General features: G+C 51.9%; 15 protein-coding genes. 13 read left to right on the top strand and 2 right to left on the bottom strand.

Features of this window, described 5'->3' with window-relative positions; all coding sequences use genetic code 11:
• Nucleotides 1–84: 84 nt before the first annotated feature.
• Nucleotides 85–1434: a hypothetical protein gene (locus tag FCL47_RS21100; protein WP_240744329.1), complete on the bottom strand. Its 1350-nt coding sequence runs from the start codon at nucleotides 1432–1434 to the stop codon at nucleotides 85–87.
• Between the two features lie 131 nt (nucleotides 1435–1565).
• Nucleotides 1566–3383: a VCBS repeat-containing protein gene (locus FCL47_RS21095; protein WP_167496596.1), complete on the bottom strand. Its 1818-nt coding sequence runs from the start codon at nucleotides 3381–3383 to the stop codon at nucleotides 1566–1568.
• Between the two features lie 219 nt (nucleotides 3384–3602).
• Between FCL47_RS21095 and FCL47_RS21090 the strand changes: the two genes are divergently transcribed.
• The 13 genes from FCL47_RS21090 to FCL47_RS21030 all read left to right on the top strand — a co-directional run bounded on the left by FCL47_RS21090 (nucleotide 3603) and on the right by FCL47_RS21030 (nucleotide 22737).
• Nucleotides 3603–4151 (top strand): hypothetical protein, encoded by a 549-nt coding sequence (locus FCL47_RS21090; RefSeq protein WP_136815707.1) that lies wholly within the window; start codon nucleotides 3603–3605, stop codon nucleotides 4149–4151.
• A 181-nt stretch (nucleotides 4152–4332) separates the two neighbouring features.
• Entirely contained in the window at nucleotides 4333–5553 is a 1221-nt protein-coding gene (locus tag FCL47_RS21085) for a glycosyltransferase family protein (RefSeq protein ID WP_136815706.1), read from the top strand.
• Nucleotides 5554–5559: 6 nt separating this feature from the next.
• The gene (locus FCL47_RS21080; RefSeq protein WP_136815705.1) at nucleotides 5560–6819 is read left to right on the top strand and encodes a glycosyltransferase family 4 protein; all 1260 of its coding nucleotides are present in this window, start codon (nucleotides 5560–5562) and stop codon (nucleotides 6817–6819) included.
• A gap of 23 nt (nucleotides 6820–6842) precedes the next feature.
• Nucleotides 6843–7478: a histidine phosphatase family protein gene (locus tag FCL47_RS21075; protein ID WP_136815704.1), complete on the top strand. Its 636-nt coding sequence runs from the start codon at nucleotides 6843–6845 to the stop codon at nucleotides 7476–7478.
• Nucleotides 7475–8659 (top strand): glycosyltransferase family protein, encoded by a 1185-nt coding sequence (locus tag FCL47_RS21070; RefSeq protein ID WP_136815703.1) that lies wholly within the window; start codon nucleotides 7475–7477, stop codon nucleotides 8657–8659. The genes FCL47_RS21075 and FCL47_RS21070 overlap by 4 nt, the downstream gene beginning before the upstream one ends.
• 60 nt (nucleotides 8660–8719) lie before the next feature.
• On the top strand, nucleotides 8720–9814 hold the full coding sequence (locus FCL47_RS21065; protein WP_136815702.1) for a hypothetical protein: 1095 nt from the start codon (nucleotides 8720–8722) through the stop codon (nucleotides 9812–9814).
• Between the two features lie 114 nt (nucleotides 9815–9928).
• A complete protein-coding gene (locus FCL47_RS21060) occupies nucleotides 9929–10714 on the top strand; it encodes a hypothetical protein (protein ID WP_136815701.1) in 786 nt (261 codons plus the stop codon).
• A 27-nt stretch (nucleotides 10715–10741) separates the two neighbouring features.
• Nucleotides 10742–12244, top strand: a complete 1503-nt coding sequence (locus FCL47_RS21055) for a carboxypeptidase M32 (protein WP_136815700.1) — start codon at nucleotides 10742–10744, stop codon at nucleotides 12242–12244.
• 174 nt (nucleotides 12245–12418) lie between these two features.
• Complete coding sequence (locus tag FCL47_RS21050; RefSeq protein WP_136815699.1) at nucleotides 12419–13087, top strand: ABC transporter permease; 669 nt, start codon at nucleotides 12419–12421, stop codon at nucleotides 13085–13087.
• 48 nt (nucleotides 13088–13135) lie between these two features.
• Nucleotides 13136–13876 carry an ABC transporter ATP-binding protein gene (locus FCL47_RS21045; RefSeq protein ID WP_136815698.1) on the top strand — a complete coding sequence of 247 codons (741 nt, stop codon included), beginning with the start codon at nucleotides 13136–13138 and terminating at the stop codon, nucleotides 13874–13876.
• A gap of 60 nt (nucleotides 13877–13936) precedes the next feature.
• Nucleotides 13937–18742 carry an FtsX-like permease family protein gene (locus FCL47_RS21040; RefSeq protein WP_136815697.1) on the top strand — a complete coding sequence of 1602 codons (4806 nt, stop codon included), beginning with the start codon at nucleotides 13937–13939 and terminating at the stop codon, nucleotides 18740–18742.
• Between the two features lies 1 nt (nucleotide 18743).
• Nucleotides 18744–20744 (top strand): DUF6785 family protein, encoded by a 2001-nt coding sequence (locus FCL47_RS21035; protein ID WP_136815696.1) that lies wholly within the window; start codon nucleotides 18744–18746, stop codon nucleotides 20742–20744.
• A 34-nt stretch (nucleotides 20745–20778) separates the two neighbouring features.
• Nucleotides 20779–22737 carry a peptide transporter gene (locus tag FCL47_RS21030; protein WP_136815695.1) on the top strand — a complete coding sequence of 653 codons (1959 nt, stop codon included), beginning with the start codon at nucleotides 20779–20781 and terminating at the stop codon, nucleotides 22735–22737.
• Nucleotides 22738–22925 lie beyond the last annotated feature (188 nt).

Raw genomic sequence — 22925 nt, 5'->3', positions numbered from 1 at the left:
GAAAAAGAGGAAAAAAAAAGCCCGGTGGAGAATCTCCACCGGGCTTTTATGACTATCAGATACTAACTCGAAGCCGTTCTCAAATTAGAAGCTGAGAGAAAGCTGAACACCACCTTCCATAACATCTTCTGGACCAGTTGCATCACCTGCGAAGAGGTAGGCAAAGATCAGATCAGCATTCAGGTTGTCCATGAGTTCATAGGAAACTTTGGCATCTATTTCAGTACCGAGACTATCTTCCAATTGCCCATTATATGCCACGATATCTTCATCAAGCATCGCATACCATGCATCAAGATTAAGGGTCAGCTTATCAACAGGCTTGAAGGTAACACCCAGGTTGAAGGCAACGATGTTGGAGATTTGGTCCTGAGGAGAATTTGTAGAGGACTCAAGACCAGTTGCAGCACCACCATCAAATACACCTAAGCCCATGATCTCAGACCAGTAGTAAGAAGCACCACCGGGGAGTTGGAATGCATCTTTGTCGCCAGTGTTATTCCATGCATCACCGGTTGCATAGAATGCCTGACCATGAACGATCCCAGCGTCAGCGCCTGCGGCTACGAGCCATGCACTGACATCATCAGATTGGTTAGGATCAGCAGCAGTAGCCACGTTACCACCGTTATAGAAGAAGGTACCCCATGCGGTGACTGCATCCAGTTTCAGATCAACGTCAGCACCAACCCAGAAAAGATCAGTATCCTCACTGGTTGTGGTCTGATATACTACCGTTGGGGTAAGTTTTACTGCTTCGCCTATCATAAAGCTTGGCATAGCGGCGAGGATATGTGTATCACCGGTTGCACCGGTATTATCCGGCACAATAGCGCCTGTTGAATTCAATTTGAAGGTGTTTTTATTAACGTCTTCTTGTGGACCAGAAGCATACATAACAGGAACCTTCACACTACCGAAATCTCCAGTTACAACTGCACCAGAAAAATCGTCATCGAACAAGAAAGATCGACCAACGATAGCATGCTGGATACCAACCTTGGCGTTTACCATACCAAGAGTAAAATCTGCATAGGAGTTTTTAACAACAAAGGTATTACCGTCAGCGCCGATATCACCACCGACACTATCACCCCAGCTCGAGTTGAACTCAAACTTATTGACGAACTTGAAATTGTCGTTGAATTTTGCGGTGTAGTACAAACGGGTACGATTGTCGGTCCTGTTGTAGGCTGAATCGTTAATAGGGGCAGTCTGAACGAAATTATCCTGGAAGAACATTCTTGTCCGCCAGTAACCACCGAACTGGCTCTCCACTGCGGAAGCGGTAGTGACTGCAACACCACCAACCAGCGCAAGACCTATTGCTGAAGCTATTATCTTTTTCATTTTCTCTCTCCTGAAAAACTGTTTTAACCCTCTTGCAAGGGCCAATTTTCTTTGCCCGGTCAGCAGACTGACTACCAGCTGCATCTTCTTCCTAAAAAGAAGCGAACCGACAAAGATACTCAACGATTCTGACTGAACAATACACTCGGCCCAGACCCTTGTCAAGATTTTTTGACCCGTAAGTATAATTTTTTATACTTTTTCCAACGGCACAGTTATTTTTTTATTTTTTGATGCGTGAATTCAAGATCATAGACTGACAAATCGGTTTCCGAACCACCCGGAATAAGATCGACCAAAGAGCCGCTTTTTGGCAGATTGCCGATAAATAATCGACCTGCCGTCACTCCTGTCTTCGCGGTGGTATCATTTTTTGTTCCCTGCTTTTCACGCGCCTGCGACTCGTCCAGCAGAGTAAACCCATAGCCGGCAACATAGCCCCGAAAATTACTCGTCCGCCATGATTCAACCATTGCCGAGTTGGTCCATGCCAGGCTGACAACGGCCCCGCTGTCATAAAGACGCAGCCGGTTAAAAAAGCTGAATCCGGTCTTGGTTCCCTCGCTGACAATAATCTCCTGCTTGCCGTCTTTATCAATGTCGGTAACGATGATCCTGGCCGGCACAAAGATGAGCTCACGATCGGCATCTTCATCCAGGGTAAAAAAACCTCTAACAGACTTGCCAGATGATCCACTCCGACTAGGCCCCAGATAGATCTTACTGCTGGCAAAATTTTTCTGGCTGACCCACATCAGCTCATTGCCCGGATTATAGACACGCAGTTTCTCCCTCTGATCGACAGCAACGATTTCATAGAATCCGTCGCCGTCAAGGTCCGCATAAACAAAATCAAAGAGATTGACAGAGGTCGGCAGGGCAATCCGTGCCTGGTTGGTTATATTATATTTGGTATCCAGGCTCAGGAGGTATACTCCCGGACTGAGCAGATTCAGTCTTTCCATGCCTCTTTTCTGGCCGGCCAGTTGCCATCCTTTACCGGGGATCATCACCGGTCGCAGATACCATGGAATATTTCGCGAAATGGTCTGAAAACCACCGGTGGGATCATATTTCATTATCGTCGACGAGACATTCAGTCCATCGGTTGCGCTCAGGTATACTTCATCCTTTTTATCACCATCGAGATCGGCCAGATTAACCGCATGAACGGTGAGATTTCCCGGCAATGAGGTCTTGGCAAGCTGCACAATGGCATTATCCCTCGTGCCGTACAACAACAGGTCCTGCCCCGCCAGCAAGAGGATTTCCTGTTGCCCATCACCGTTGACATCGCCCAACGCCATGGCCCGCATATTGACCGGCTCGGTGGCCGTTATCTTGGCACCGCGGCCTTTGGTCACCACTCCACTCCCGGCAACGCCGATTACCGCCCCGCTATATTGATTCCTTTTATACGCCTCTTCGGGATGCACCGTCACAAAGCCTCTATTCCCTTCGACATCGACAGTCTTTGCTTCTTTACCCGGCACTGCAGCACGATAGCCAAAGGCTGTTTGCGAGATCTCCTCGGACAGTTTGTCAATATCGGCAATAAGGGTATCAGGCGTTGGGGAACGCACTGAGAAATTCAGGATCTCCTCTTTCGGCACCAGTGGATAGAGCTCCACCTGGATTTCCAGGCCGCTGGTCAGAGCAAAGAGTGCCCCGGTAACCAAGTAATCGGCATTCACGCCACCAAAAGACAGATTTTTATCGGTGCCCTTTTTTTTCAAGGAGGCCAGCTCGCCTTCACTGAAAGTTTTTTCCATCACCCTGACCCGATCTTTTGCCGCCAGACGGCCGGCCAGCATGGCCTGTACACTGTCTCTCAGGTAGGCATACTTTCCGGCGGAGTTTTTATCAAAGGTCGAAAAAACAATTTGATACTGTCTCGTTGACTCCGGCTTTGCTGTGGCCTCTTCTGCGGACGCAGCTCCGACATGAACCAGGGTCAAACAAAAATAAACCAGAGAAACTACTATTATTTTGGCCTGCATACATTCTCCCAATTTTTTAATGATTGCATCCATACCACACAGCTCCCCGTGCATAAATAATGCATCAACCAAACCTCATACAAAAGGCTATCTATATCGCAAATCAGGGAGACAAGCAAGACAAGTATCTTGGCAGCAAGATCATCCTTTTTCCTTGACTTTTCCGCCGAAGATATGAAATATATAACTATAGGAATTTTTTATTTATCCCCTGGTAAAACACTGCCCTGGATCTTTTCAGACATACCATTTATGAAAAACGTTATTCTGCCGATACTACTCGTCCTCCAGTTCCTCTGTGGGGGAAGTGTGCTTTACGCTCAGGATCTCGAAACCCATCGCGCCTTTAAAGTTACCTCCTATGACCTGGGTGCCATTGAAAATTTCCAGAGTAATGGTTCCGCGGTATCACGTAACTTTCAGCCACTGCTGATAACCAGCACGGTAGCGGACATACTGAACAATGAGCATGAACGAACGGTTATTGGGGGAGGAATGTCTACAGGTGCGTCCAATGTTAGCAGTATCGCCCTGTCCACGCAAATCGATGCCACCAACAACATTTCTCTCCAGGGCGCCTTCGGTGTAACACGCAATCTCTGGACGCCCGAATTGATGGGCGACCTGAACGGGTCAAGCTGGGAAGCCAATTTAGGCGTAATTTACAGGTTCCTCAACCACTTCTCCTACGAACTCCATTTTGGTTATATGGACACCGGTAACGTATTCAGGGACCGAAGCAGTTATTCCAATGTCGAAAGTATTATCATGATCAGTAATAAAATCACACTCAGCTTCTAGTTTTGCTTCCGGATCGATCTGTCATCCTCCCCGTGGAATTGATTTTCTACGGGGATTTTTTTGCTTTTGGCTACAGGGCCCAACTTGACAAGTACGCCGCGTTGGAATATTAACACCATACGGTAGCAGTAAGCGACACCGACAGAGCAATATTGCGCGCCTCATCATTCCGGTCATGCCCATGCACAACTCCCCGCCTGCTTATAACATTCTCATGTACTCGCATGATACCTATGGATTGGGACACATCCGCAGAACAATGGCCATCGCCAACCATCTGCGGGATGCCAACACCAATGTCCTCATCCTGACCGGTTCACCGATCGCCGGGCGTTTTCAATTTTCCCAGCATGTTGACTTTGTCCGGATCCCCGGCATGATCAAAAAGACCAACGACGACTATCAGTCACTGTCCATTCGCATCGATGAAAAAAAGGCATTGTCCATTCGCACCAACATCATCCTGGCGACAGCGAAGACCTTCCAGCCCCATCTTTTCATTGTCGACAAAGAACCACTTGGCCTGAAACGCGAGGTACTGCCGACCCTGGAATGGCTGAAGAAAGAGAGTCCATCAACAACGACGGTGCTTGGCTTGCGCGATGTCCTTGATGATGCACAGGTTATTCAAGACGACTGGCGGGAAAAAAAAGTCTATTCTTATCTGGATCAGCTGTACGATGAAATATGGGTCTATGGCAACAAAGACATCTACGATCCGATTGAGATGTACAAGATACCTGCGCATATCCAGGACCGGGTTATCTTCACCGGTTACATCCCCCGTAAGACACTGTCAGCAAAAGCGAAGCAGAGCGTCAGGAAGAGATACCGGATACTGGACGACGACAAATTCATACTGATCACAACCGGCGGCGGCGGCGACGGTCTGGAAGTTATCGATCATTACCTGGCCATGCATGATTATTATCCTACTTCCCTGCCGTTCAAATCCATCATTATCACCGGGCCGTTCATGGCCAAGAAAGTCCGGGAAAGTTTCTCAAAACGGGCCAAGAAGTTCGGCATAAAAACCCTCCCGTTTCATCCCAGAATGGAAGAACTGATATCCGCCGCCGACCTGGTAATTTCCATGGGTGGCTACAACACCATCTGCGAGATACTCACCCAGCATACGCCCGCCCTGATCATCCCGCGGGAGACTCCCCGTAAAGAACAACTCATCAGAGCCAAAAGGCTGAAAAGCGAAGGACTCCTTGATTTCATCCCCTGGACGGAAGTTACCCCGCAGCTGCTGCGGGAGAAAATATTCACCCTGTTCAAGAACAAGGAGCAATATATGAAGACTATCGGCTCTTTTAAACTTTCAGGGCTCGATGTAATGCAAGGCCGGCTCTCCTCTTTTAAAGAAAAAGATGTCCGCTACCGGGAAGGGTATTAATCTCACATGACCAGTCATCCGCAAAAATCCTCCCTCGGCTATATCTTGAAAGGGTATCCGAGGATTTCCGAAACGTTCATCTCCAACGAGATCCTCCTGCTGGAAAAATTGGGGTTTACCATGCGCCTCTTCCCCATGCGCCTGCCCCGTGAGTCGTTTTCCCATGCCTCAGTCAAAGAGATCAAGGCACGAGTCGATTATTTACCCACCGAACTGTTTGCAGATTTTTTCCGCCTTCTCCGGCCAAATATTTTTCTGGCTGCCAAAAGACCGCAAACTTTCAGAAAAACCATAGTGGCTGCATCCCGGGGCATCAGTAAAGGCAAAGAACTGGCCACCCTTAAACATCTTCTGCAGGCCGGCTACCTGACCAATGAGCATCTTGAAAAAGACCCTGGTGTTGCTCAGCTGCATGGCCATTTTGCCCATTCTCCCACCTCGGTAACCATGTTTGCCTCCCTGCTGTCCGGTATCCCGTTCAGTTTTACCGCCCACGCCAAAGACATCTATACTTCTGACCGGGAGAAACTTCGCAAAAAAATTACCCAGGCCCGGTTTGTCGTCACCTGTACCAGGCACAACGCCGAGTACCTGCGCACCATTGCCGGAGATTGTCCCACCCCGATCTACTGTATCTATCACGGTATCGATCTGAATCTTTTCCAGCAGGCGATAGCAGAGAGCACAACGCACGCACCGTATTCAATCCTGACCGTCGCCAGAATGACCCAGAAAAAAGGTCTGCCGACTATTTACCGGGCGCTGGCCGAATTACAGAAAAAGGGCATCGCATTTCAACACACTCTGATCGGTGATGGTGATGACCGGGAGAAGATTCTCGGGCTGATATCCTCTCTTGGGCTGGAGGAGAACTGCCGGTGGCTCGGCACCCAGACCCATGACGAGGTGCTGCGCCATTTTAAAAACAGCGACCTTTTTGTGCTTGGCTGCGAAATTGCTAAAAACGGTGATCGGGACGGTATCCCCAACGTACTGGTCGAAAGCCTGGCAATGGGTGTTCCGGCTTTATCCACGACGGTCTCGGCCATACCTGAAATCCTCATCGACGGTAAAACCGGCATAACTGTGCCACCATCCCAGCCGGGGCAACTGGCAACGGCAATGCTGCGTATCCTCACCGATCAACAACTGCGACACCGATTGATTACCGGGGGGCAGGAGCTGGTCAAAGACCAGTTTGACAATAGCCGGTGGATACAGGAACTGGCCGGGATCTTTCGCCGGCATAACGTACATTTCCAATAATACTGCAAACTACCCCATCCGCCATGAAACCCTCTGCCAATGATCCTGCCGTTGTCACTGTTTTCGGTCTGTTACGACATGGCCAGACAGAATGGAATATCCTGAAAAGGATTCAGGGTTCGGCAGACTCCCCCCTGTCTGCGCAGGGAAAAGAACAAACCGATGCCTGGGCAGACACCTTGAAAGGTTATGATTGGGACCGAATTATTGCCAGTGATCTTGGAAGAGTACGGGCGACAGTCGATATCCTCAATCGAAAGCTCTGCCTGCCCGTCCGTTTCGATCCGCGACTCCGCGAGCAGCACTGGGGTGACTGGGAAGGATTGACCATTCCCTTTATCCAGCAGAACTTCAAAGAAGAGCTGGCCCGCCGGATAGCAATGGGTTGGGACTTTGCCGCCCCCGGCGGCGAAACCCGACGGGCGGTAAAAGACCGGGTGCTGACGACACTTCTGGAAAGCGCGCAAAAATGGCCTGGCCAGAAAATTCTGATCGTCTGCCATCAGGGCGTGGTGAAGTCGGTTCTCTACTCCCTCGACGACCGGGATTTTCTGCCCGGCGAAGATCCGCTGCTGCAGCACAATCGGCTGCACCTGATCAGCTGTACCGGACAGGGATTCGCCCCGCTTCAACTCAATATAGCGCGTACAACACCATGAAGGTGTCGTACTATTGCCAGCATGTCCTTGGCATCGGTCACTTCCATCGCAGCATGGAAATCTGCCGGGCAATCGCCCGTCATCACCCCACGACCCTCATTATCGGCGGCCCTGCTGTTGCGGTCGATCATCCCGCCATCCAGGTCTTGCGATTGCCGGGTCTGCAGATGGACAGTACCTTCCATAACATGGTTCCCTGCGACACCGACCTTTCCCTGGATGCCGTGAAAGCGGGACGAAAGGACCAGCTTTTTGCCCATTTCCGGGACAACAGACCGGATATTTTCATTACCGAGCTGTACCCTTTTGGCCGAAAGGGTTTCCGATTTGAGCTCGACCCGTTGCTTGAAGCAATCGACAATGGGTCCTTACCGGACTGTTTATGCTTCTGCAGCGTGCGGGATATCCTGGTGGAAAAAACAAGCGGCCGGGAAAAATTCGAGCAGCGCGCGGTAAAACTCATCAATGACTATTTCGACGGCATTCTTGTCCATGCAGACCCGGAAATTATCACCTTAAATGAGACCTTCAGCCAAATTGATGCGCTCCATGTTCCGCTGCACTACACCGGTTTTGTTACCAAATCCGATCCCATTGCCGGCAAAGACCTGAGCAGAGTGACGATCAGGAAAAAACTGGCCTTAGCGACCACCGACACATTGATCGTTGCCAGTATCGGCGGCGGTAATGTTGGAAGCGAATTACTGTATGCGGCAATCGAGGCCTTTACAATCCTGCGCGATGCCATATCGGCCCATCTGCAGATTTTCTGCGGCCCGTACTGCGATGAAAAAACCTATCAGGCTCTACTACAGCGCAGCCGGGGAGATATCACCGTTGAACGTTTCACCGACCATTTCCCGGCATGGCTGGCAGCAGCCGATCTCTCCATCTCAATGGCCGGCTACAACACCTGCATGAATCTGGTACAGGCCGGGATTCCTTCTCTCGTGTACCCGTTCAGACAAAACCGGGAACAGCGGCTGCGGGCGGAAAAACTGGCCAGGAAGGTGCCGATGACCATCCTAGAAGATGCGGACCTGCCCCCCATTCTCTTCGCAAAAAAGATGGCTCAACAGTTAGAAAATATGAGGTATTCTAAAGCCATCAATCTGGACGGAGCTGAGGAGACTGCCAAACACCTCGCGAGATGGTATACTGAACATTTAAAATCATTGTGAAAATCCTTTCACATAAACCTGTACTGCTTTGAAAATAATTACATATTTTAAGTGATATTTATGACTACGGAATACTCGATAGAAATCTTGCTGGCTAAAGCCTATGACAATCTTGTTGATTCACGCGAGACTGATTTATCTTTTACACAGGAAGCTTCACTGGTTGCAAATTTCACTCAGCTCTATATCCAGAATCTTTTCCACTTGGATGACTCCAAGTTCAGGAATATCATCGACAAAAACAGAGAATTAAACACAAAAGCTGCCATACTTGAACGTCAGGGGAGAAATCCCTATGACTTGTTACGACAACAAATTCTTGAAAAAGACGATCTTGGAAAATTACTTGAACGATATTCTCAACATCTCGGTGCACTGGATTGCATTCTGGACGTTAAAGCGACAGCAGCCCTGGTCCACCATTTAGTTAACCTGAAGCCATCTGATAACCTGCCTGGAAAAGTAGTAGGGTGTGAGTTTGGCTCAGGACTCGGCATTTTGGCTATCGCCGGCAGCATTCCATTCGTACATAACGGCAATTTTATAAATGTCCATGCCTTTGAGCAATCACCGGAATCCCACGAAGATTCGCTGAAAATTGTTGAAATCCTGCAAAAGAAAAGCAAATATAAAGACCAAATACAATTCACCTTTCAGTTAGGAAATATCATAACCGAAGAGCCGTACCGGAGAGTCAAAGAAGCAGAAAAACACACCGGACCTCTCGCTCTCTGGATCTCAGAAACCTTTGGCTATCGGTCAAAAAAGCCAGTTATACCTGAGGGTGCAACAATGTGTACCTTCTCTCATCCAACCGGGGTTATTCCGTACCCTCCTGACTTGGAGGCGAAGTATGATCCATTACCGCACGTCCTTGACCTTTCGTGCCGATATTTTGACTCGTTTCTTCAGAAAATACTCACTGACGAAATTATTGCTTTCCCTGACATAGTCACTCCGAGAGTCATCATAGATGGTGAGATGAGCTCCATTTTGTCACCAGACGGTACATGGAGAAAACTGCATGAGATAGGACTGCCTTACGATATGTTGCCGCCCTGTGTACAATCGCGCTGGTATTACGAAGAAAAGCCCAAAACACCTCGAAAAAGACCCTTTCAGACTTCCCCAAAAAAGAGAAAAAAGAAGAGGTGATTTCCGTATTAAAACATAAAAAAGGTTATGAAAAGGGAACATTCAAACAACAGATGACTAAAATGAGCACTGCTCTGCTTCGCATGTTTTAAACCCACTCGGAAGTTTAGACTTATGACTAAACCTGCATCAAGACTCTACACCATCAGGCACTCTGGCATGCGTGAAACAATCGCCAGCCACATCGACCGGGGCTGCCAGTTGTCAGTCAACCGTCCGCGGGTATTCTTTCGCGCCGATGATATCGGCATTGCCTCACAGACCTTCGCCCAAATGATTCAATGTTTTCAAAAGCACCGGCTGCCCCTCTGTCTGGCAACCGTGCCCGCCTGGCTGACCACCGCTCGTCTACAGGAGCTGCGCCGCCTGACCGGGACAAACAGTGCACAATGGTGCTGGCACCAGCATGGCCGCCTCCACCGAAACTTCGAACCTGCCGGCAAGAAACAGGAATTTGGTCCGGCTCGAACAAAAAATGCGATACATGCCAGTCTCGCCAAAGGCAGGAGCAGACTGGAGCGGCTCCTTGGCCATGATTTTCAGCCGATTTTCACCCCGCCATGGAACAGGTGCAGCAGCGACACCCTCCAGGCACTCATCGATCTTGATTTCAAAGCTGTTTCAAGAAGCAGAGGTGCCCGACCTGAGACGCTTCCGCAGCTCCCTGATCTGCAGGTGAACGTCGATCTGCACACCCGAAAGGAAGCCGAACCACATCTTGGCTTTCAAAACCTGGTCACAGAAATTGAGCAGGGGCTTGCCTCAGGACTGTGCGGTATTATGCTCCATCACCAGAGAATGAATGGCGCCGCCCTGGAACTGCTGGATATCCTGCTTGGTTTGCTGCACAACAACCGGACACTGCTCCCCGTACATTTTGGCGATTTGCTCCAACAATGATTCTTTCGCATATCAACGAGGATATATATGCCTTCCGCCTACCTGTTACTTGTCGAACATTTTCAAAAACTGAGCCGGCTGGACCACGCAGTCACCTTTCTCCAATGGGATCATCTGGTGATGATGCCGCCAGGCGGCAGTGAACCTCGAGCAAAGTCGGTCGCCGAACTGATTACCCTGCGACATGAGCTGCTGACCTCGCCCAGAACCGGAGATCTGCTGCTGGAGGCTGCGGATGAGGTTAATGATGCCGCCCGGAAACGCAGTCTGCAGGAGATGGATCGCGAATACCGGCGTGCCCTCTGCCTTTCCCCCGATCTGGTAAAGGCAAAATCCCTGGCCGGTTCAAAATGCGAACACGACTGGCGTAGCCAGAGAAAAGAAAACGACTGGCCTGGTTTTCTGAAAAATTTCCGCGAAGTAGTATTTCTGGCTCAAGAGGAGGCTCAGGCACGACACGACTTTGCCGCCGGCCGCTTTTCGACGCCCTATGACGCTCTGCTCGATCTGTATTGTACCGGGGACAGCAACAGCTTTATTGGTGAGGTTTTCGCCAGACTCAAGCAGGTTCTGCCGGAACTGGTGCAGCAGGTTGTGGAAAAACAGAAGAGCGATGTCGCCCCGGATCTTAACGGTCAGTATCCGATAGACAGACAGCTGCTGCTGAACCAGGAACTGATGCGCTGCCTCGGTTTTAATTTCGACCAGGGACGCCTTGATGTCAGCTCACATCCCTTCAGCACCGGCTGCCGGGGCGATCAGCGCATTACCACCAGATTTAGGCAGACCGATTTCCTCGATGCTCTGCTGGCAACCGCCCATGAAACTGGGCATGCCGGATACGAAAGCGGCCTGCCGGGCGAATGGGACGGCCTGCCTGCTGGGCATGCGCGCAACTTATGCCTCCATGAAAGCCAGAGTCTGCTGTTTGAAAAACAGATTTTTTTATCCCGCTCCTTTATGGCTTTTTTCAGCACCACACTGCATGACCTTCTGCCCGCCACCGCAGTATTCGACGCTTCCCAGCTCTGGGCAGCGGCGACCAGGGTCCAGCCAAGCTACATCCGTGTCGAGGCCGACGAGGTTACCTACCCCCTGCATGTAATTCTTCGCTATGAGATTGAAAGCCGTCTGATCAACGGCGATCTTAAGGTCGACGATATTCCGACGATCTGGGACGACAAAATGGAGGAATATCTCGGTCTTCCCACCAAAGGGAACTACCGCGACGGCTGCCTGCAGGACATGCACTGGACCGACGGATCTTTCGGCTATTTCCCGTCGTATACCATAGGGGCACTCAACAGCGCGCAACTCTTCGCCGCCATCCGCCGCACCCACCCGGACTGGCAACAGAGACTTGCCGGCGGCGATGTCAAATTTATCCGCAACTGGCTGCAGGAGGCGATCTGGAGTAAAGGTTCGACCATGGATTCCCAGGAGATTATCCACGCGGCAAGCGGAGAAACCACGAACCCCGATTATTTTCTCCGGCATATCAGGGAGCGATATCTCGAGAAGTTGTATTGACCGTAAAAGGCCCAAGACAGCCCCAGCTTTAAGTTTTACGAGATTATCAATTTTCCAGGGACATTCGTTGACAAGCTCCTGATTAGAAACTAGATTCGTCCGTATGGCGAGCTGCTCTTTTCTGCCTGAACGCTTTTTAAGCCCGTTGCCAACTCAACCCCGGGACCTGTTGCCATGAGACGCCTTGTCGCATTGCCGTTTGCCAAATCCTTCCAGATGGCTTACCAGTCGATCCGGGTCCGTTTTTTTCGCTCCCTGGTCACGACCATGAGCCTTGTTCTTGCAGTGGCCTTTCTTACCTTCACCCAGGCGGGCAACAAGATCACCACAAGTCTGGTCCTCTCACAAGATCCCGCATTTCTGCCCGTCCTCAGCAAAATAGGCTACGATGTCAATCCGGCAACCGCCGATAGCACCAGTACGGACAATATCGGCAGCTCGGCCAAGCAGCGCTGGATCGTTTTTCTCTCCCTGCTGGTCTGTGTGGTCGGTATAATCAACGCCCAGCTGATGTCGGTGACCGAACGTTTTCGGGAAATAGGCACCCTGAAATGCCTCGGGGCCCTGGACCGATTTATTGTCAGAATATTTGTTATGGAAGCAACAATGCAGGGATTGGCAGGTGGCATAGTCGGTGCCCTGCTGGGCGCTCTGGTTGCCTGTTCCGAATCACTTTTCAGCTTCGGCCTGTCATCACTCGCGTATATGCCGTGGCGTGCTATAGGGACAATTGTCCTGTATGCGATAGGCACAGGAACCGGTCTCAGTCTGCTGGGAGTCCTCTACCCGGCGATAGTTGCCTCCCGCATGCTGCCGGTCGATGCCATGCGGGTGGAACAATAGAGCGTCTATTTTCAGGCACGCAAAGCTACGAGAAGAGGCAATGACACTATGAGCGAAGCGAAAAAAATCGTCCGGGTCACCGGGGTCACCAAGGATTTCGATCTTGGTAAAATAGTCGTCCATGTCTTAAAAGGTATTGATCTTGAGATTGAAGAGGGAAAATATATCTCTATCATGGGGCCTTCAGGATCGGGAAAATCGACGCTTTTCAATATGATCGGCGGCCTCGACAAACCAACCAGCGGCAAGGTTTTCATCGATGAGGTGGATATCGCGCAGCTTGATGCCTATGAACTTGCCTGGCTGCGCTGTCGCAAGATTGGCTATATCTTCCAGACCTTTAATCTTATCCCGGTCATGACTGCTCTCGAGAATATTACCATTCCCATGACCTTTGCCGGGGTGTCGAATGATGCAGCCCTGCAGCGCGGCATGGAGCTGCTTGACCAGGTGGGACTCACCGGCAGACAGAGCCACCGGCCATCGGAGCTTTCCGGCGGTCAGCAGCAGCGTGTTGCCGTAGCCCGGGCCCTGGCCAACAGCCCCGCCATCATCCTGGCCGATGAACCAACCGGCAACCTCGATCTGTCGACCGGTGAAGATATAATCCGGCTGTTGAAGGAACTCAGCCTGCAACGCAATGTCACGGTCATTTCAGCGACCCACGATTATAAAATGCTCAATGTATCGGACCAGGTTGTCTGGATCAGGGACGGGCGGGTCGATAAAATTCAACAAAGAGACGAGCTCGACATCAAAACAGGCGGCCTGGAAAGTGCCGCGCACTGACATTGAGGCATCTCATCGTTCAGCACAACAAACCTCAACCAGGAACCTCCTCTTCCGGCAATGAAAAAAATCCTTTTTTTTCTTGGCATCGTCTTCTGTCTGGTTGTGCATAGTTTTGTCCCTGCACACGCCGGGACTGCTGCGCCGGACGATGCCCTGCGCCGGACGATTGAGACCCTCAGCAGCTTTGGCAGCAGAACGACCGGCTCGGCGGGCTATGAAAAGGCGGTAGAATTTGTCGAGCAGGAGCTGCAGTCCCTGGGGCTTGACCCGCAGGCGTATTTCTATGAACTGCCCGTCCGTCGTTTTCTGGGGGCGGAACTGCGCATGGGAGACAAAAAGATTCCTTTAGTCCCCTTTATCAATAACGCGATAACCCCGGAGGCGACAGATGGAAAACTGAGCGGGCCGCTCTTTTATGTCGGCAAGGGTCAGCTCCGGGACATTGACGGCAAAGATATCCAAAACAGCATCGTTCTGATCGATTTCGATTCCGGCAGAAACTGGCAGCTGCTCGCCTCACTTGGGGTAAAAGCGGCTATTTTCCTGCAGGGTGACGACAGCCAGGGACGCATTTTCTTTACCGAGAAACAAGAACTAACGCCCTTGCAGTTTCCCTGCTTCTGGATGAAAAAAGACCAGGCTGTTCGATTGTTCGGGCCACTGCATAACCAGAGAACGCCTCTCTTTTCCCAGGTAGAACTGCAGTCCCGCAGCGTCTGGGAGAACTATCTCGCACAAAACATCTATTCGCGTATTGAAGGCACCGATCCGCAGTTAAAAAAAGAGCTGCTGATCATTGAAACATTTTTCGATAACGAAGAATTTGTCGCCGGCAACTCTCCCGGCGCCGATGCCGCCACCTCTATCGCCACCTTTCTCGAGCTGGCCAAATCCCTGAAGATGAAACCACCGCAGCGATCTGTCATGCTGATTGCCACCAGCGGTCAGGCACAGACTCTTGCTGGGATGCGGGATATGATCTGGAGTACCAATGTCAGATCCAAGGATCTGCGCGATACCAAGCGCCGGCTGCAGAAAAAAATTGCCAGGGCCAATGCCAACCTGGAGATGCTGCACGGGCTTCATTTTCCTCTAACCGAAGATAGCAAGCGGGATAAAAATTTAGCAACAGCTGTCAAACGCAGTCTCGATCAGGCTATCGACCAGGTGTCGAGACAGCTCATGCAGCTGCGCCTCGGCGCACAGACAGAAGAGGCGCAGCAGTCGATCAAACGTACCGCACAGCAGCGTCTGCTCTACAGAAGGCTTGGCTGGGCGGAAAGCTTCCATAATCTGCCGCCCGCGGAGACGGAGCTGCTTGCCCGGATACTACCCGGCGCGATCGAAAGAAATGAGCTTCTGCTGAAAGATGCCGGCAACCAGCTCAAAGCGCTGCAATCCGCCTCGACTTTCCGCAACCAGGTCAGGGACTACGAGGTGGCGGCAATCGTCAGTCTCCATCTCTCCAGCCACGGCGACGGGGTGGGAGGGTTTCATCGCGGCTGGCTCTATAATCTCAAGCAGACCGTCAACAGAACTTCGATGTACAGCCCCATCGCCGACATTCTCGAGGATGCAGGCAGGCCGGGCATCGGCAGGGCCAAGTATCAGGACACCTTACGGCCGAGTCATCTGCGCTCCTGGGATTCCTGGTTTCTCGATCAACCGAACCTGGGCGGCGAAGTCAGTGCCCTGGCGGGCTACCTTGGCCTCAGCCTGGTGACGACGGGGGATGGACGGCTGCTGTGGGGAACGCCTGCGGACACGGTGGAAAAAATAGACTGGCCCTATCTGCTAGACCAGAGCAGGCTGGTCGAGCGACTTATTTACCGACTCACAGAGACGAAAAATCTGAAGCCCGAGAATTCTCCACGAGATGGTTTTGTAGCGGTGACCGCGCGCACCAATCTGCTACTGCAGGGGGAGCTGTTCGCCAATTTCCCGGCAGCCGACACGACAATTCTTGCCTATCAGGGCAACAATAAATTTTACGCCATGGTCGATGAATCCGGTTATTTCCAGATTAAAGGGCTGGCCGATAAAAAGCATGTCCTGGATAAACTGGTCATTGAAGGTTACCGATTCGACGAGGATACCGGTAAGGTTATCTGGGCAATCGACAAAAAAGAAACCGGAAAAGACAATTACCGCTTGAAACTGCTGCGGAAATCGATGCAGACGGATCTGGTCATGTTCAATTGCCGGCAGACGACCCTGTTCGATCTGCTTGAACCACGCAATTTTGCCTACCTGACAAAAATCCACCTCTTCGACGGCAGACGCGATGCCGCACCGGAACATTACTGGTACAGCCGTATCGACACCCGGGAATCGATTATCTCCTCCATCTACACCGAACCTGGCACCCGTCTGAAACTTACCCTGTCCGACACGGTGCTTACCAATAAAATGATTCTGACCAACGGCACCGAAGAAGACAAACTTGGTCTCGGCTACCTGGTCGATCAGTACCCTTCCATCCCCAACACCATTTATCACGCGGCACACGATGCCTGGACCCTTCTTGGTCCACGCATCGACAACCTGGAGCGGCACGGTATTTATGACACGCGGATCAACGACCTGAAAGCCCGGGGACTTGCCGCGCTTGCCAAAAGCACCAGCAGTTTTGCCGGATTTAATTATTCAGTCGCCCGCCCGGCGGCTGAAGACGCCCTGGCTCTCGCGGCCCGCGTCTATGTCCAGGTAGAGAAAACCCAGAAAGATGTCCTCTTCGGCGTCCTCTTCTATATTGCCCTGTTTGTTCCCTTTGCCTTTGTCATGGAGCGTTTCCTGTTCAATTTTGCCACCATCTACAAGCGCATTGTCGGCTTCAGCCTGATCCTGGTGCTGCTGATCGCCGTCATCTACAACATTCATCCGGCCTTTGAACTGGCCTATAGCCCAATGGTGGTCATCCTGGCATTTTTCATTATCGGCCTCTCCTTTATGGTCACTTTGATCATTTTTTTCCGCTTCGAAGAGGAGATGATCCGCCTGCAGCGACGGGCCACCCATAAACGCCCGGAAGAGATCAGTCACTGGAAGGCGTTCGTTGCCGCATTTTTTCTGGGTGTCTCCAATCTGCGCCGACGGCGCCTGCGCACGCTGCTCACCTGCACTACCCTGATTATTCTCACTTTTACCATAATGAGCTTCACCACCATCAAGTCCAACCGACAACAGGTCAGACTGCCTTTTCAACCGCAGGCTCCGTACCTCGGCATCCTGCTGAAAAAAATCAACTGGCAGAACCTGCCCTCCCAGGCCACCGATATTCTCGTCAACAGTATGGCGACAATCAGCAAACCGGCACCGAGAGTCTGGCTGGAAGGCGATGACCCTGCCCGTCCAGTCAGCGTACCGCTTCGCCATGGGACTCGTGAAATTACCATCCAGGGTCTTGTCGGCCTGAGCCCGAACGAGGCGGAGGTTACCGGACTCAACACCCTCCTGAGCTCCGGCCGGTGGTTTTCCGATAGCGACCAGACGGCGATTATCCTTGAAGAGCAGATGGCCGCCCGACTCGGGGTCACCGTACAGGGCGACCAGACGGTATTACTCTGGGGTTTTCCGTTTACGGTCATCGGCACCTTCAAGGCGGAGGAGTACGAGAAGGCCGTGGACCTGGACGGAGAAATACTCACTCCGGTCATCTTCCCGGACGAGGCGGGAACAGAGCTGACTGAAGCGGAAATGGACGCCCTGGAATCCGGCGACGACGTCCGCTCGATGCAGAGCAGATATATCCATATCCCGGCGGGACAGATCGCAATCATCCCGGCGAAGACCCTGCTGGCCGCTGGAGGCAAGCTGAAGAATATCGCCGTCAAACCGGGCGATACCGCTGATATCGGCGCTATCGTCAACGCCTTGACCGACAGGTTCAGCCTGGCCATTTTCGCCGGGGAAAAGGATGGGGTCTGGCTGTACAACATCAGCGACACCATGAACTACAGCGGGGTTCCCAATATTATTATTCCGCTGCTCATCTCGGTTTTGATCGTTCTCAACACCATGATCAGCTCCGTCTATGAGCGAAAGGGGGAAATCGGCGTCTACACCTCGGTGGGTCTGGCCCCTTCCCATGTCGGCTTTCTCTTTGTCGCCGAAGCAATGGCCCTGGCCGTTATTTCCGTGGTGATTGGCTATATGGTGGCCCAGATTTCAGCGGCGTTTCTGGCGGCGACCCCACTCTGGGAAGGGATCACCGTCAATTACTCTTCGGGGGCCGGAATTGCGGCCATGGTGCTCGTTATCGCGGTTGTGCTTCTCTCGGTGCTCTACCCGGCAAGAGTTGCCGCCCGCATTGCCATTCCCGATGTCAACCGAACCTTTAAACTGCCCCCGCCTGTCAACAATACCATCCATGTGACCCTGCCGTTTCTCATGAAATTCAGGGAACATGAAAGCATTGGCGGCTTCGTCTACGAATATCTGACCAGCCACCGTGATGTGTCGCACGGAATCTTTTCGACAGGTCCCGTCGAGGTCGTTTTCAGCTGCTCAACGGTTGATGAAATCCATAAGATGATCGCCGAATCGGATACCCCGGCCGATTTACGATGTTTGCACATACGGGCCAATGTCTGGCTCGCGCCTTTTGACTTCGGTATCATGCAGACTGTTGACATCCAGTTCTGCCCGGCTATGGAAGGCGAGGAATTTCTTGAAATACAGATCACCCTGCACCGGCAATCCGGCGAATCGGCTGCCTGGCAGCGGATCAACACCTCATTTCTGCATGAAGTGCGCAAACAGCTGCTGGTCTGGCGTTCGTTTGACCATGCAGCCCATGTCCAGTTACAAAAATCCTTCCAAAAAATTATCGCCGACAAGGGCTTTGCTCCGGAGGACAGCTGACATGCAGAGTTCCCCGCACAATCCGACAGCTCCACCGATCCGCTTGCGGGCCCCCATCTTCGGGCTCTTGCTGGCTGTCGTTATTTGTCTTCTCACTCCCTACAATAATATTTTTCTGCGGGCAACTCCCCTTGGCGGCGGCCATTTTCCCCTCGCCCCCTTTTTTGTTTTTTTAATTCTGGCGGTCTGCACCAGCCTGATCGCCCGAATTTTCCGTTCCAGGCTGCTGCTCACCGGCCCTGAACTGCTGATTATCTGGATTGAGATGGTTATCGGCTCCGGTATCGCCTACACCGGTTTTGCCCGCACTTTCCTTATCAATCTTACCGCCCCTGTCCATTTCGCCACCCCGGGCAACCGCTGGGATGAAGTGCTTACTCCCTTTATTCCGCCGGCACTGACCCCGACTGACCCACAGGCAATCGAGCTTTTATATAACGGCATTACCGGCGGTCGGGATATGAGCTGGCTTGAGGTGGTGCGGGCAATCCCCTGGGCCCCATGGCTGTCCCCGCTGCTGCTGTGGTCCATTTTCGTCCTGCTCTGCTATATGGTCATGCTTTTTCTGATCAACATCCTGTCCAGACAGTGGATTCATAATGAGCGGATGAATTTTCCATTATTGAAGGTCCCGGAGATGATCAGCCAGGCGGTAAGCAACGGGCAAACCGGCAGTTTTTTCCTCAACCGGTTTCTGCTCACCGGTCTCTGTATCCCCGTATTTCTGCATCTGGTGAATGGTCTGAACCTGTACTATCCAACGATTCCGTCCATTCCGACCCTCTTTCTGGCCGGCCCCTATTTTTCAGACAGCGGCATCCTTACCGGTTTCACGAAACTGAAGATCTATCTGTATCCGTCTTTTATCGGCTTTGCCTTTCTGACCTCGCGACAGATATCCTTCTCCTTCTGGTTCTTCTTTTTAAGCGGCTGTTTACTCTACGGTATCCTTAATTTATTCGGGTATACCATCCCGGTCTCTGAGCTGGGCGTCACCTTTGGACCGACCCTGGCCCGCCCGGAAGAAATGCAGATGATCGGCGCCTACGGCGTCTTTTTCCTCTTTCTTGTCTGGCTGGCCCGGCTGCACCTGCTCGATGTCTGCCGGCAGTCATTCTTTCTTAAAAAACCGTCCCCGGAGCGATCGGAATGGTTTGATGTCCGAATTTCGTTCTGGGGGGCGATTATCGGCTTTGCCGCGATTGTCTGGTGGTATATCCGGCTCGGCATGGCCCCGCTCACGGCTGTCGTACTCGTCGGTGCCTTTTTCATGATCATGCTGGTGGCAACACGGATCATCTGCCAGGGCGGACTTGCCTACTTTACCCTTACCGCAGCCCCCACCGACGGCATGATTGCCCTGTTCGGCACGAAATTATTTGCCGGCGCCAGCGGTCTTTTAGCCGGAATGAGTCAAAAAGTCCTGTTTGTCGACCTGCGGGAATCGTTGCTGCCCTCACTTTTGCATGCCCGTCACCTGAATCAGAACAGAAGACCGGCCCTGCTGCTTTTTTCCGGCCTGGCCATGACCATCATCGCCTCCATGACCGCATCCATCCTGGCCATGATGACCCTCTGTTACCGCTACGGAATTCGCGAGCTGCAGCTTGACTGGGCCAGCCAGACGACGACCGCAGTGTTTGACAATATATACCGACTGGTTGCCATGGACACCAGCACCGGCAGCTGGATCTTGATCTTCGCCCTGGCCGGAGCTGTGGTCATGCTGGTTCTGGTCACCTGTTATCATCGAATCTACTGGTGGCCCATCCATCCGCTCGGCTACCTCACCGCCTATAGCTCGGCCATGCGTATTCTGTGGGTCAGCTTTTTTATCGGCTGGGCCTGCAACGCCCTGTGTATGCGCTATGGAGGTATAGTACTGTTCAAGAAACTGCAGTATTTTTTCATCGGCCTGATAATCGGTGATTTTCTCATGGGCGGCGGCTGGGCCCTGGTTGGACTTTTTACCGATGTGAGTTACCAGGTGTTACCGGATTAACTGCCGGGAACCTTGAGTCTGGATTACCTACGTTATGTATGACGATAAAGAATTAAAAGAATATCGCGACCTGCTCAAAGCGCCCTCACACTTTGAAGAAGGCTTTGACTGGAAGACCATCATCGGTGCCATCTTCATCGGCTTTTTGATGATGCCGGGATCGATGTACCTCCAGTTGGTCATCGGCCAGGGCATCGGTCCGGCTGCCCGCTGGGTGACCATCATATTATTTGCCGAGATTGCCAAAAGGGCCCATTCCGACCTGAAACAACAGGAAATATTTCTCCTCTATTATATGGCGGGCGCCGCACTGGCCTCACCTTTTTCCGGCCTGCTCTGGAACCAATACCTGGTCCAGTCCGATGCGGCGAGAATGCTTGGAGTGACAGAATTCATTCCAACCTGGGTCGCCCCGGGACCGGATTCGCAGTCGATGGTGGAACGATCATTTTTCCACCGCGACTGGCTCATCCCGATACTGCTGCTGGTTGGCTCGCAGATTATTCAGCGCATTGATCATTTCGGCCTGGGCTACGCTCTCTACCGGATTACATCGGATGTTGAAAAACTGCCGTTTCCAATGGCTCCGGTAGCCGCGCTCGGCACCATGGCCCTGGCCGAGTCGGCGGAAGAAAAAAAAGAGAGCTGGAAGTGGCGGGTTTTTTCCATTGGTGGAGTGATCGGCCTGGCGTTCGGCTTTGTGTATGTGGTGCTGCCAATAATCTCCGGGCTCATCTTTACCGAACAGATCAGACTTATCCCGATCCCCTGGATCGAGCTGACCGGATACACGGAGGATATTCTGCCAGCCGTCGCCACCGGCCTGCAGCTTGACCTTGGCCTTCTTTTTGTCGGGATGGTCCTGCCCTTCTGGGCGGTGATCGGCGGTCTCATTGGCCTGATCATTACCATTATCCTTAATCCGATGCTCTATTCCCACGGAATTCTGACCAGATGGCATCCCGGCATGGCCACGGTTGAGACGGTTTTTGCCAACAACTTCGATTTTTATATGAGCTTTGGTATCGGCCTGGGGCTGGCCATCGGCCTGATCGGTATCTGGTCTGTGATCCGTTCCTTTCGTGAAAAAGACGGCAACAGAGGCACGCTCCATGATCTGTTTCATCCTCCGGCCGGTCGGGGCGACTTCAATTTCTGGATTGCCATCGGTATTTATTTCTTTTCAACGCTTGCCTATGTGGCATTGTGTGTCTGGCTGGTCCCGTCTTTTCCGTGGATCTTCTTTCTTGCCTACGGCTTCATCTACACCCCGATCATTTCCTATATAACCGCACGGATGGAAGGCATCGCCGGCCAGTTTGTCAGCCTCCCTCTCGTGCGGGAAGCAAGCTTTATTGCCGGGGCCCGTTTTTTCGGGTATCAGGGTATTGAAATCTGGTATGCCCCCATTCCCATCCACAACTACGGGGAGGCAACCGTCCAGTTTCGCCAGATTGAACTGACCGGAACCTCCCTGCGGGGCATTATCAAGGCGGAACTGCTGGTCTTTCCCATCGTTATGATTGCCAGCCTGCTCTTCTCGCAATTTATCTGGCGGCTGGCACCGATTCCTTCAGCCAACTATCCCTTTGCCCAGGAATTATGGCACCTGCAGGCCTTGAACACCCTGCTTATGCAAACCTCTACCCTGGAAGGAAACTCCATGTTTTATCAGGCCTTGAACGGCATGACCGTTTTTTCCGGTCTTGGCTTCGGGCTGGTGATGTACATGATTCTCAGCCTTCTGGGCCTCCCGGTACTGCTCATCTACGGCGTAGTTAGAGGGCTCGGCCAATCGACTCCCCATGGCCTGGTTCTTGAAGTGGCCGGGGCTCTGCTGGGCAGATATTTTTTCCTGAAAAAATACGGGCCGATGTGGCGGCAATACGCTCCGGTCCTGCTCGCCGGTTTTTCCTGCGGCATGGGGCTCTCCGGCATGTTCGCCATGGGTTTTGCCCTGATCATGAAATCGCTGGGGCATTTGGCTTACTAGTGCCTTATGAATTTCTGTCTTGGCTTTTCACAAGACAGAAATTAGGTGAAGGCACTTGTCCCGCAATGCTTTTAGGCGGGGCTAGTGATGCGTTAAATGACATTGTGTTTTCTACAAGAGATTTTTTCGTGAAGGAACTTATACCCGTCAAGCGAGTACTAAAAAGAGTACCCTCAAGGGGCATTAAA

The organism is Desulfopila sp. IMCC35006, from assembly GCF_005116645.1.
Classification (GTDB): Bacteria; Desulfobacterota; Desulfobulbia; order Desulfobulbales; family Desulfocapsaceae; genus Desulforhopalus_A.
The sequence above is the reverse complement of the archived record's forward strand: the minus strand, read 5'-3'. Positions and strand labels throughout refer to the sequence as shown.